Genomic DNA, 12383 nt, shown 5'->3' with positions numbered 1-12383 from the left:
CTGTAGGAGCGAGCTTGCTCGCGAAGGACTTTAACGATGACGCGGGCTTTCTGAAAACACGCGGCGCTCTTTAGTTTTTCGCGAGCAAGCTCGCTCCTACAGGGGTGTTTAGCGTCAGGCGAGGTCGACCAACACGATCTCGCTGTCCTCGACCGCCGTCACCCGCAATACCTGCTCATCCTCAACCGCAACACCGTCTCGAGCTTGTGCACGCAAGCCGTTGACTTCAATCACTCCGGTCGCCGGCACCAGGTACGCCCGGCGTCCGCTGTCCAGGCGATACTCCGCGCTTTCACCGGCTTTCAAGTTGGCTGCCACCAGGCGTGCATCCGCACGAATGCGCAGGCTTTCGCTGTCGCCAGCCTTGCCACTGGCCAGGGTCACAAAACCTTCGCGGTCACCCTTCGGAAACGGCTTGGCGCCCCATGACGGCGGCAACCCCGCCTCATTGGGAATAATCCATATCTGGAAAATCTTGGTCGGCGTGGCTTCCAGGTTGTATTCGCTGTGGGCAATCCCGGTGCCGGCGCTCATCACCTGTACGTCGCCGGCCTCGGTACGGCCCTTATTGCCCAGGTTGTCGGCATGGCTGATGGCGCCTTCACGCACATAGGTGATGATTTCCATGTCCCGGTGCGCGTGTTGCGGGAAGCCGGTGCCCGGTGCAATGAGATCATCGTTCCATACCCGCAGGTTGCCCCAGTGCATGCGCTTGGGGTCGTGGTATTCGGCGAAGGAAAAGTGGTGGTGAGCGTCCAGCCAACCGTGATTGGCGCCGCCCAGGGTGTTGAAAGGTCGAAGTTCAAGCATGATCGTCTCCTGTGGATGGGAGCCATGATCCAGCAGCACCCATTCGATAAAAAGCGTAAAAAATGCAGGATTCCTATCGAATGCTTCGATGCCGATGCTCAAGACGTATCTTCACCTCATCGCCTAACTGCATGAGCCCAAAGCAATTGGCTGGAACTGAGGGGCATTTGCGGCGAACATAGCGCTCTAGTCCGAGTTAAAGCCTCGCAGGAGTCCGCGTGCCGCAACACACCCCCGATCTGCCTCCCGAACTGCGGCCACTGGCCGAAATGCCCCTGTTGAAACGGCTCGCCGCCCGATTATTCGGACATGGCCTGACGCGCTTGCGTGCCCAGCACCGGTTTTCCTGGTTGCATGGCCAGGCCGATGGCTTTCGAAGTGGCCACACGGCCGGCTTGGAGTATGGCTATAAGGAAGGCAAGGCAGAGGGTATCGAAGAAGGCCGCCAGGTCTTGCTGATCCGTGACTTCCGGCCGGATGAACACACCGCGCCGGGTGTCGACGACAGCTTGTTCGACGATTGGCGCCTGCCGCTGACCGCCGAGCTGAAAAAACGTATCAAGGCCGACGTCGCGCGCCTGCTGCCAGCCCATGCCCAGCCGAGCACGGCCCAGTGGAAGATGATCTTCAGCGACACGCCGTCCACCTCGGTAATTGCCGGCGCCGGCGCCGGTAAATCCACCTCGCTGGTGCTGCGTATCCTGCTGCTGACCCATTACCTGGGCTTTGAGCTGAGCTCGATGACGGTGGTGACCTTCACCCGCGAATCGCGCAAGGACTTCATCAACAAGCTCATGGAAATTCTCGCCTTGTGGGGTCAACCCCTTGGTATGAAAGAAGCCCAAGCCGTGGTGCGCACCTTTCACTCGCGCATTCTGCCGATGGTCCGCAGCCTGCCGGGCCTGGAGCGGCTGCAAGCGTTTGAGAACCTCAACGCGCGCACCGAAGCGGGTTTTGATGAAGCCGACAGCAACCCCTTTGAATTGCGCATCAACGACGTCCAGCGCCAGCAACTGAATGCCTGCTACCACCAGTTGCATGGTCGTCACGAACGCTTCCGCGAACTGATTGCCCCGTTGGCGCGCCACGCCCTGCAACTCAAGGAGCTGGAGCGGGATCACCCTGACGTGCAGAAACGCGTGGCCGTTACCGAGCTGGCCGCCAAGCGCGATGAAGAACTCTGTGATGTGATCGAAGACCTGTGGTTTCGCGCCGGCGCCTGGCCGATCAAGGGCATCGAGCCCAATCGCCAGACCTTCGATATCAACGGTGCGCAGTTTCACTGCCATGGCTACATTGCCGAGCTGGATGCCTGGGTAGTGCTGGGCTTCGACCCTCGGGAAAATGCCCAAACCAGTCGTCCCGGCGCCAAGCTGTCCGTGCGTGCAGAGTGGGCGGTAAAGCGCACCCTGTTTCAAGCTTTCTGCCGTAAGCCACTGATATGGCTGGATAACTACGAGTCATCCAGGCGTCTTCTGAGCAGCTTGGCCGGCGATGCAACAGCGGGCCCGGGCTTCGATTACAAGGTCAAGGGCGAGCTGGCTTCGGCGCCACTGCTGGACAGCTTTGTCGCCGCCGCCGGGTTTATCGAGAACCTGGGGCTGGATGTGCCCACCGCCGTGGGCAAGATGAGCTTTGCCAAGGACGATCCAGACCGTTTTTACTTCGAGGCGCTGAGCATTTTCTGGAAAGCCCTCGAAGATCACTTGCTGGATCAGTCGCCACCGGTCATGACCTACAACCGGATGTTCTCGCTGTTTGGCGAAAACACCCCGGAAAACCTCAAGCTCCTGAGCGACGGCCTGCTGCGGCCGATGTCGCACCTGATGATCGACGAGTTTCAGGACGTGTCGCCGCAGATCGTCTCGTGGATCCGTGCCAGCCTGCGGGAAATTCGCAGTCGTGGCCCGGCCATGCACGTAGGTCGTGGCGCCCAGCGTTCTTCGCTGTTGTGCGTGGGGGATGACTGGCAGTCGATCTATGGCTGGCGGGGCAGTTCGCCAAAGTACTTCATGGAGTTCAACAAGGAATTCCCGTCACCCACCACCACGCGGGTGATGCTGGGCGAGAACTACCGTAGCCATCAGCACGTGATCGATGCTGCCGAGCACATCGTGCGTGCTGCTCCGGCCATCAGCGGCAAGAAAGCCAAGGCCAGTGGAACCGCGAAGGAACTGGTGCCGGTCAGCGTGCGTGATCGTGACGATGCGGCGCTGGGCCAGCAACTGCTGGCGCACTATCAAAAAGGTGATTCGGTATTAATGCTGTATCGAAAAAGTAGCGATAAGTCATTGATGCAAGAGCATATTCAGGCTGTAGTTAATCTGGATTCTAGCTTGCCGTATGACGATCGCCGTCTGAAGCAACTGACTTATCACAGCGCCAAGGGCCTGCAAGCGGATGCGGTATTCCTGTTGGGCGACTGCCAGCACTTGACCAGTTCGCCGTACAAGAACCAGGTCTACCGCATGGCGGGCCTGGGCAAGGATGGCGATACCGACGCTTACGACAGCGCGCAAAAAGACGAAGTACTGCGCCTGGCCTATGTGGGGATTACCCGGGCAGTGAGTCATTGCTACTGGTATGTCGACGCGCAGGATGGCCAAGGGGTGAATGTGCCGAAGGCCTCGGATCGGGTTGCCGGGGACAAGCCGTTTTTTGATGATCAGCGCATCAGCAAATCATAAGGGGTGACGTTGAATCCTGTGGCGAGGGAGCTTGCTCCCGCTGGAGTGCGCAGCGCTCCTAGAATTTTGGGGCTGCTACGCAGCCCAGCGGGAGCAAGCTCCCTCGCCACACCAGATCAAGCCCGCAGCGACAGCGGCGGCACAAACGACTCCAGCTCATCCTCTACGGCCTCGATGATCCGCTCCACATCAGCGGCATTCATCACCGTGGCACAAGGGATGCCGGCAATCGCAATCAGGGTTTCTCCGCTGGCGCGGTCGAACAGGCGGGCGATCATGCTGCCGGGAGCATCCATGCTCGCCTCAAAGCCCAGTGGATGAAAATGCCAGCGCATCAGCTGGCAGGCGTTGGGGAATGTCACTTTGTTCATCTTGCCCACCTTGTTCATTGAGCACTTCCTTTAGCTCGCTGCAGGGGCGCCATGACCGTCACTGGTCCTGGCCGTCGTGAGCTTTAAAAATAGCATTCGTTCGCATCCTGCATGGGAGTTTTTTCGCTCCGTTCGGCGGTTGTTTTCAGGAAGTTTGACGTAGGTCATGTACTACGTGGAAATGGGCGAAAGGCCATTAGGCATAACTGTCAAATGGCCATTGAACCCACCCGGAAAGTTGGGCAAGCTCGCAGGCTGCCCCAGCCTTAGAGCGCTCCATGCCCGACTTCATCCCGGATGACTCCCAGCAAACCCAGGCCACCGGAGACTTGGTGCTGCGTCACCATCTATGCTGGAAACACCGGGACCTGGACGGCGTGATGTCGTACTACCACCCGGACATCCAGTACCACGATTTCTTCCAGAACCGCGTAGTAGGCGCAGACGATCTGCGCGAGTATCTGCAAGCCAGCATGCCCCGTGGCGCCGACGAGGCCATCGAGCACACCGACCGCATCCGCGCCGACGGCGACACCGCGTTCATCCAGTACCGCATTACCTTGCGCGGCGGCCAGGGCCTGGTGTCGTTTCGCACCAGCGAAGCCATCACCGTGCGTGACGGCCTGATCTGGCGGGTCAACGAATACGCCTCGCTGGTGCACGAGCAATCTGCCAGCCGCAGCGAGACCACGCGCCCAACCGTCAGCCGCCTGGGCCTGTCGCCCCAGCAACTGAGTTACATGGCCAAGGACCTGCAGCAGTACTTCGAGCGCCAGCAACCCTATCTGGACCCCGAACTGGATCTGCAACGGGTGGCGAAGGAGTGCGGGTACAGCCGCAACCAGATCTCCTACCTGCTGAACCAGGTGCTGGGCCAAAGCTTTTACCGCTACGTCAACCAGGCGCGGCTCCAGCATTTGCTGGCCGCACTGGACAAGGCCACGCCGCCGATCCGCATAGACGAACTGGCGTTTGCCGCGGGCTTCAATTCGACGTCGGCCTTCTACAGCTGCTTCCGCCAGCACACCGGCCAGTCGCCCAAGGCCTACGTCAAACAAATTTCCCTGCGTGCACGCGCGCAAGACAGCCCCTGAGGCCAGGCTCTAGGATCACCGCCATCGAAGTGTGGTGGTGGAGCTTGGCATGCCTGCATGGCGCAATATCAGTTTATGGATGGACCAGCTGGACGAGCCGCTGGTGGCGCGTGCGTCCCTGGAGCACGACCTGGACGTCAACGTGGCCATTATCGGCGCCGGCTACACCGGGCTGTGGACTGCGTACTACCTGAAGCGCCAGGCGCCCGAGCTGAAAATCGCCATCATCGAGGCGCAAACCGCCGGGTTCGGCGCCTCGGGCCGTAACGGCGGCTGGCTGATGGGTAACCTGCTGGGGGAAGACCGGCTGCTGGCCGGCTTGTCCCCGGAGCAGCGCCGGGCCTCGTTCGACCTGCTGCACGCCATTCCCGATGAAGTGGCCCAGGTGATCGAGCGCGAAGGCATCGACTGTGACTACCGCAAGGGTGGCGTGCTGTACTGCGCCGCGCGTTATCCCGAGCAGGAAACCAGCCTGCGGGCCTACCTGGCCAAACTCCACGCTCAGGGCCTGACCGACGACGACTACCGTTGGCTCGGCCCGCAGCAGTTGGCCGAGCAAATCCGCATTGCCAAGCCTTATGGCGGCATCTATGCACCTCACGTTGCCACGATTCACCCGGCCAAGCTGGTGCGTGGCCTGGCGCGGGTGGTGGAGCAGATGGGCGTCACGATCTATGAAAACAGCCCCGTCACCCATTGGCAGTCCGGCAGCCTGCGCACGGCTAAAGCTTCAGTACGCGCGTCATGGGTGGTGCCGGCGGTGGAAGGGTATGCCACCACATTGGCGCCTTTGGGCCGCTATCAGTTGCCGGTACAAAGCCTGATTGTCGCCACCGAACCGTTGCCCGCCAGCACCTGGGACGAAATCGGCCTGAACCGTGGCCAGGCATTCGGCGAAAGCAGTCGACAGGTCACCTACGGCCAGCGCTCGGTGGACAATCGCCTGGTGTTCGGCGCCCGTGGTGGTTATCAGTTTGCCGGCAAGCTGCGGCACAACTTCGACCTCACCCACAGCGAAGTCGAACTGCGTCGCTACCTGTTCGGTGAACTGTTCCCGCAACTCAAGAAAGTCCGGATCACCCACGCCTGGGGCGGCAACCTCGGCATGTCCCGGCGCTTCAAGCCGCACATGCTGTGCGATCACGCGGCGGGCATCGCCCTGGCCGGTGGTTATGGCGGCGAGGGAGTAGGGGCCAGCAACCTCGGCGGGCGTACCTTGGCCGACTTGATCCTGGGGCTCGACACGCCGCTGGTCACGCAGCCATGGGTCATTCAGCCGGGCCGGCTGGACGGGCTCAAGGCCTGGGAACCGGAACCCTGCCGCTGGCTGGGCTACAACGCGATCATTCGCAGCTTCGTCCACGAAGACCAGGTGCTGGCGAACCCTAACACCGCGCCGTGGCGCCGCAAGCTGGCCAGCGGGGTTGCCGGGTTCATGGAAGGTTTCATGCACTAAGTCGTTTCAATCACCACAGGTATGAACATGAGCATTACCCAGTTCAAAGACACACTCAGCGCCCATTTACCGGACTCTTCCCCCGTTGCCGCGCCACTGGGCACACCGGTGGCGGTGGCCTCGACCTTGAGCGTGGAGCGTAGCGACGGCGTCGAAACCGGCATCTGGGAATGCACGCCCGGGCGCTGGCGCCGGCAGATCAAAGCCCAGGAGTTTTGCCACTTTATCCAGGGACGCTGCACCTTCACCCCCGACAACGGAGAAATGCTCCACATAGAAGCCGGCGACGCACTGATGTTGCCGGCCAACAGCACGGGTATCTGGGATATCCAGGAAACCGTGCGCAAGACCTATGTACTGATCCTCTGATTCTTTGATCTTTGATCGCCTGCCATAAAAACAGCCCTAAAACCGCCAGGAAATCGAACCATGAGACCCATTGCCCTGTTGCCGCTGGTATTTGTCGCCACCCTCAGCCAAGCCGCCGAGACGGTGAAGATCTACAACTGGTCGGACTATATCGCCCCCGACACCACCAAGAATTTCCAGAAAGAAACCGGGATCGGCTTCACCTACGACGTGTACGACAGCAACGAAACCCTCGACGGCAAGTTGATGACCGGCAAATCCGGCTACGACGTGGTGTTCCCCTCCAACCACTTCATGGCCCGGCAGATCCAGGGCGGGGCGTTGAAGAAGCTCGACAAGAGCCAGTTGCCCAACTGGAAGAACCTCAACCCGGTGCTGCTCAAGGCCCTGGAAAACAACGACCCGGGCAACGCCCACGGTTTCCCGTACCTGTGGGGCAGCACCGGCATCGGCTACAACATCGACAAGGTCAAGGCGGTACTCGGCGACAACGCCCCGGTGGATTCCTGGGACCTGATCTTCAAGCCCGAGAACATGCAGAAACTGCAGAAATGCGGCGTGGCGATCCTCGACAACGGCCCGGAGCTGCTGCCAGCGGCGCTCAACTACCTGGGCCTGCCGCACCACAGCAAGAAGGCGGAAGACTACAAAAAGGCCGAGGACCTGCTGATGAAAGTACGGCCGTATGTGGCGTACTTCCACTCATCGAAATACACCGCCGACCTGGCCAACGGCGACATCTGCGTGGCCGTCGGCTTCTCCGGCGACATCCTCCAGGCCGAAAGCCGTGCCAAGGAAGCCAAGAACGGTGTGAACATCGGCTACAACATTCCCAAGGAAGGCGCCGCCATCTGGTTCGACATGGTCGCCATGCCCGCTGATGCCCCGGATGAAAAAGCCGGCTATGCGTTCATGAACTACCTGCTGCGCCCGGAAGTCATGGCCAGCATCACCAACTACGTGCACTACGCCAACGGCAACTCTGCGGCCGATAGTCTGGTGGACCCGGCGATCAAGAGCGACACCAAGGTGTACCCAAGCCCGGAAATGATGGGCAAGTTGTTTGCCCTGGAAGCGATGCCGCTGAACATCGACCGGATTCGTACGCGGGTGTGGAACACCATTCGTACCGGGCGTTGATGGGTAATATTTGGTGGCTCATCAATGACTGCTTTCAGGCCCTGCTCCTTCTAAATTCCTCGCCTCCTAATGTTGATTTGGAGGCAAGGAATGCCTGTATCAAACAAGTCTGGACGATTGCGGATTGGAAGGGCCTCAGAGGTTGGCGGGGTGTACCTGTTGACCGCTGTGGTCGACCGGCGTTTGCCGATCTTCAGTGATTGGCGGCTCGGGCGGTTGCTCGTAAGGGAATTTCGGCAGGCCCATGAAGATCAATGGGCGAACTCACTCGCGTTTGTGGTGATGCCGGATCATCTTCACTGGCTGGTTCAACTGCGTGACAAGTCGTTGGCCGAGTTGATGTGCCGGATAAAATCCCGCAGCAGTTTGACGGTCAATCGTACGCTTGGGCGCAGGGGCCGGCTTTGGCAGAAGGGGTATCACGATAGGGGTGTTCGGCGTGAGGAGGATTTGAAGGATTTCGCCCGTTACGTGGTGTGTAATCCGATTCGCGCGGGGTTGGTGAGGCGCGTGCATGATTATCCGCTTTGGGATGTTTGGTGGCTTTGAGGGCCTCACGCAGCCTCGCTGGGGCTCGACAGCTGCTACGCCGTGAGGTGGGGGCGTGATTCGCTTTGGGATGTTTGGTGGCTACGCCGCGATCTCACCTCCGTAGCAGCTGTCGAGCCCCAGCGAGGCTGCGTAGCCACACCGCGGAATTAAGGATTCTCCAAGTCATGCCCCAACGACTGGATAAACAACGAAAACAACTCCGGTTGCGACGAGATATCAAGCTTGGCATACAGGTGCCGACGATGAACCTTGACCGTATCCGGCGAGATATTCAGCCGTTCAGCCATGGCTTTTGACGAAAACCCACGCAACACCAACCGCGCAATTTCCAACTCCCGCTCCGACAACACCCCACAGCCAAAATGACTCAGCGCATCCCGGATCTGGCTGGCCATCTCGGCAGGCGCGGCCACCCGCTGTGTGCTCTGCTGCCAATGCTGCTGCATCAACGGCAACACCCAGGCCGCCAGCGTGGTCATCAACCCGGTTTCCTCGCCGGTAAACAACCGCTGCATCCCCAACGACAGCGACAACGTCCCCGTACCCGGTAATTGCAGGATGAACTGCACCTCGTCTTCCAGCACGTTGTCGTGGAAGTAGTTGAGGAAGTACTCACTCTGGCGAAAATGATCCGGCGCCACTTCTTCAAGGCGGTACACGCCACTGGCATAGCCTTCTCGGCAGGCCTGGAAAAACGGGTCCAGCAAGTACAAGCCATTGAGGTAAACCAGCATCGACGCTGGCTTGCTACTCGGTTGCGCGTCGTACTCCTCCAGCGCCTGGGGCGGGCCGTCGGCGGGGTAGAAGATCGCCAGGGCATTGTCGAAGGGCACGCATTGGTGCAACAACAGCACCAGTTGTTTCCAGAAACGCCCGGTGCCGATTTGTGCGACGGTGCGGCCCAGGCCTGCGTGCATGCCGACTTCACTGAACAGGCTCATGTGCAGCTCCACGCAAAGGATTCAGGCCGCAAGGGTTCGACTTTTGCCGGTTGCCGTCAAGGGGAGTACTCCAATAGGGGAATTGGCCGCCTTACCCGCAGCGTTTAAGTTTGCCGTCAGTCAGCGGGGAACATACCCCGCGCCGCTCCACCTTTTCGTTTCTGCCTCAAACCAAGAACAATCAAGAGGATAACGATATGAGTGCTCCTTCCACGCCCGACGGCGTGCTGAAACCCACCTTGAGTGTGTTCGACGTGGTGGCCATCACCGTCTCGGCGGTGACCCCAGCCAGTTCAGTGTTCGTGATTGCGCCCTTTGCCATCCAGCAGGCCGGCAGCGGGGTGTTCCTGGCCTTTGTGATGGCCGCGTTGCTCGCGCTGATGTTCGCCTTTTGCTACGCCGAACTCGGCCGCGCCCACAACAGTGCTGGCGGTGAGTACGTGTACGCCAAGCGGGTGTTCGGCGGCATGGCCGGTTATGCGACGTTCCTCACGGTATTGGTGATGTTGCTGTTTATCCCGCCGGTGCTGGCCACCGGGGCGGCGACTTACCTGAATAACGCCCTCGGCACAAAATTCGACTCGCAAACCGTGGCCCTGGTCATCGTGGTGTGCAGCTACGCCCTGGGCATTCTGAATATCAAGCTGAATGCCTGGATCACCGGCACCTGCCTGCTGTTGGAAGTGGCGGCGTTGCTGGTGATCGTGTTTATCGGCTTCGGCAACCCGGTGCAGCCGGTCAGCGTGCTGCTGCAACCGCAAATCGTCGAAAACGGCGTGCTGCACCTGGCGCCCTGGGCGCTGGTGATCGGCGCAGTGGGCATTGGCCTGTTCTCCTTCAATGGCTATGGCCCTGCAGTGTTGCTGGCGGAAGACATGAAGTGCGGCGGCAAGGGCGTGCACAAGGCGGTGTTGTGGTCCCTGGGCCTGGTGGTGGTTATCGAACTGGTGCCGATCACCGCGTTGTTGATCGGTGCGCCATCCCTCAGCGCGATGATCAGCAGCCCCGACCCGATCGGCTACCTGCTGACCAGCCACGGCAATGAAACCCTGTCACGGTTGGTGAGTGCCGGGATTTTCCTGTCAGTGTTCAATGCGATTGTCGCCATCGTTATTCAGATTGGTCGGGTAGTGTTCAGCAGCGGCCGCGACGCGCTGTGGACGCCAACCATCAATAAACTCTTCACCCGGATTCATCCGCGCTGGGATTCACCGTGGTTGGCTACGCTGTTCCTGGCAATCCCTTCGGCGTTGCTCAGCTTCAGCTCGAACCTGGCGGACCTGACGTCCTTCAGCGTGCTGCTGATCATGCTGGTGTACCTGATCGTGGCGTTGAGCGCGTTGATGAGCCGGGTGTTGCTGCGTGACCGCGAGCATCCGTATCGCATGCCGTTGTGGCCAGTGCCGGCATTGCTGGCGGTACTCGGGGCCGGCTACCTGTTGGTAACCCTGGCGATGGCCGCTTCGGTTCGGGACATCATGATTATCATCGGCCTGTTGGCACTGTCGGTGATCCTGTATTGCATCAGTGGCCGGTTGAGTCCGGCGTTTCAGAAATTGTAAGGAGTGGTTATGCGCGCACGTCAATTGGGCATCACGTTGGGGCTGGGCACGCCCGGTGAGTTGAATGCCATCACCGACGTTCCAGGGGTTCGGGTCGGCCACAGCACGATCAAGACCCGCATCAATGGCAAACAGGTACGGACCGGCGTCACGGCGATCCAGCCCCGGGCCGGTGCCGCGCGGTATCAGCCGTGTTTTGCCGGCTACCACGTACTCAACGGCAATGGCGACGCCACGGGGCTTGAGTGGATCAGTGAATCGGGCCTGCTGACCACGCCACTGGCGATCACCAACACTCACAGCATCGGCGTGGTACGCGACACCCTGATCGCCCTGGAGCGCGAAAGCCTGGCAGACCCGGCGGTGTACTGGTGCATGCCGGTGGTGATGGAGACCTACGACGGGTTACTCAACGACATCTGGGGCCAGCATGTCGGCCCGGAGCATGTGCGCGAGGCGTTGGCCAACGCCGAATCCGGCCCCGTGGCGGAGGGCGCCGTGGGCGGCGGCACCGGAATGATCTGCCATGAGTTCAAGGGCGGGATTGGCACGGCCTCGCGGCGCTTGTCGGCGGAGCAGGGTGGCTGGACCGTCGGTGTGCTGGTGCAGGCCAACCATGGCAAGCGGCAGGAATTGCGGGTGGACGGCTACCCCGTAGGTCGGCAACTGATGGAAATCCCGTCACCGTTTGCTGACCGCGGTACGCCCGGCATGGGCTCCATCGTGGTGATCATCGCCACCGATGCGCCATTGTTGCCCCATCAGTGCCAGCGCCTGGCCCAACGGGCGTCCATCGGCATTGCGCGCACGGGCGGCGGTACCGAGGACTCCAGCGGGGACCTGTTCCTCGCGTTTGCCACCGGCAATCAGGATTTGCCGGTGGCCGACTACGGGCGCAAGGGCTTGCCCCTTAGCACGTCGCTGCACATGGTCAATAACGACCATATTTCGCCCTTGTTCAGCGCGGCGGCGGAGGCGGTCGAGGAAGCGATCATTAATGCGATAGTGGCCGGGGAAGATATGCTCACCGACGACGGTGTGCGAGTGCCGGGGCTGGATTCGCAAACACTCCTGCAAGCATTGCGTCAAACAGGCTGGCGCGCGCAATAAATAAACTAAGTCTTGTCCCGGTAATACGGGACAAGCACTTAAGTAGTGGCCATTCAATACTAACAATGACACGGTGACACTTTCTTAGTGCACCTCAAGCAATACTTTGGATCCATTCCTCATTAAATGTCTTTAGGAGTATTTAATATTTAAATAGCTGGAATTTTATAAGGCGCTATTTGCCAATGTTTGCAGGTTTTGTTCGTCAGCCCAACTTTTTCCTTGGATAAAAACCGCTGGACGAATGATTTCAGGTTGTGTCAGTTTTCTTTCGCCTTCAAAAGGGGCGAG

Annotated in this window: 11 protein-coding genes; 8 read left to right on the top strand and 3 right to left on the bottom strand. The window is 60.1% G+C overall.

Annotated elements, in window-relative coordinates:
- Positions 1–114: 114 nt before the first annotated feature.
- On the bottom strand, positions 115–810 hold the full coding sequence (locus AU074_RS03575) for a pirin family protein (RefSeq protein ID WP_076013524.1): 696 nt from the start codon (positions 808–810) through the stop codon (positions 115–117).
- A gap of 218 nt (positions 811–1028) precedes the next feature.
- On the opposite strand from AU074_RS03575, the gene AU074_RS03570 reads away from it, so the two are divergent.
- A complete protein-coding gene (locus tag AU074_RS03570) occupies positions 1029–3497 on the top strand; it encodes a UvrD-helicase domain-containing protein (protein WP_076013523.1) in 2469 nt (822 codons plus the stop codon).
- A gap of 116 nt (positions 3498–3613) precedes the next feature.
- Here the strand turns inward: AU074_RS03570 and AU074_RS03565 are convergent, their stop codons facing one another.
- The gene (locus AU074_RS03565; protein ID WP_076013522.1) at positions 3614–3886 is read right to left on the bottom strand and encodes a DUF1652 domain-containing protein; all 273 of its coding nucleotides are present in this window, start codon (positions 3884–3886) and stop codon (positions 3614–3616) included.
- A gap of 260 nt (positions 3887–4146) precedes the next feature.
- On the opposite strand from AU074_RS03565, the gene AU074_RS03560 reads away from it, so the two are divergent.
- The 5 genes from AU074_RS03560 to AU074_RS03540 all read left to right on the top strand — a co-directional run bounded on the left by AU074_RS03560 (position 4147) and on the right by AU074_RS03540 (position 8476).
- The gene (locus tag AU074_RS03560) at positions 4147–4962 is read left to right on the top strand and encodes an AraC family transcriptional regulator (protein ID WP_076013521.1); all 816 of its coding nucleotides are present in this window, start codon (positions 4147–4149) and stop codon (positions 4960–4962) included.
- A 49-nt stretch (positions 4963–5011) separates the two neighbouring features.
- Positions 5012–6418: an FAD-binding oxidoreductase gene (locus AU074_RS03555; RefSeq protein WP_076013520.1), complete on the top strand. Its 1407-nt coding sequence runs from the start codon at positions 5012–5014 to the stop codon at positions 6416–6418.
- Between the two features lie 27 nt (positions 6419–6445).
- A complete protein-coding gene (locus tag AU074_RS03550; protein WP_076013519.1) occupies positions 6446–6787 on the top strand; it encodes a cupin domain-containing protein in 342 nt (113 codons plus the stop codon).
- A gap of 60 nt (positions 6788–6847) precedes the next feature.
- Positions 6848–7927, top strand: a complete 1080-nt coding sequence (locus AU074_RS03545; protein WP_017479712.1) for a polyamine ABC transporter substrate-binding protein — start codon at positions 6848–6850, stop codon at positions 7925–7927.
- A gap of 90 nt (positions 7928–8017) precedes the next feature.
- Positions 8018–8476: a transposase gene (locus AU074_RS03540; protein ID WP_076013518.1), complete on the top strand. Its 459-nt coding sequence runs from the start codon at positions 8018–8020 to the stop codon at positions 8474–8476.
- A gap of 149 nt (positions 8477–8625) precedes the next feature.
- Here AU074_RS03540 and AU074_RS03535 read toward each other — a convergent pair whose 3' ends face one another.
- The gene (locus AU074_RS03535; RefSeq protein WP_076013517.1) at positions 8626–9420 is read right to left on the bottom strand and encodes a helix-turn-helix transcriptional regulator; all 795 of its coding nucleotides are present in this window, start codon (positions 9418–9420) and stop codon (positions 8626–8628) included.
- Between the two features lie 197 nt (positions 9421–9617).
- On the opposite strand from AU074_RS03535, the gene AU074_RS03530 reads away from it, so the two are divergent.
- Both AU074_RS03530 and AU074_RS03525 read left to right on the top strand, forming a co-directional pair.
- Positions 9618–10982: an APC family permease gene (locus AU074_RS03530; protein WP_017479714.1), complete on the top strand. Its 1365-nt coding sequence runs from the start codon at positions 9618–9620 to the stop codon at positions 10980–10982.
- Between the two features lie 9 nt (positions 10983–10991).
- Positions 10992–12092, top strand: a complete 1101-nt coding sequence (locus AU074_RS03525; protein ID WP_076013516.1) for a P1 family peptidase — start codon at positions 10992–10994, stop codon at positions 12090–12092.
- Positions 12093–12383: the final 291 nt, after the last annotated feature.

It is taken from the genome of Pseudomonas sp. ATCC PTA-122608, from assembly GCF_001952855.1.
In the GTDB taxonomy this organism is placed as follows: Bacteria; Pseudomonadota; Gammaproteobacteria; order Pseudomonadales; family Pseudomonadaceae; genus Aquipseudomonas.
The sequence above is the reverse complement of the archived record's forward strand: the minus strand, read 5'-3'. Positions and strand labels throughout refer to the sequence as shown.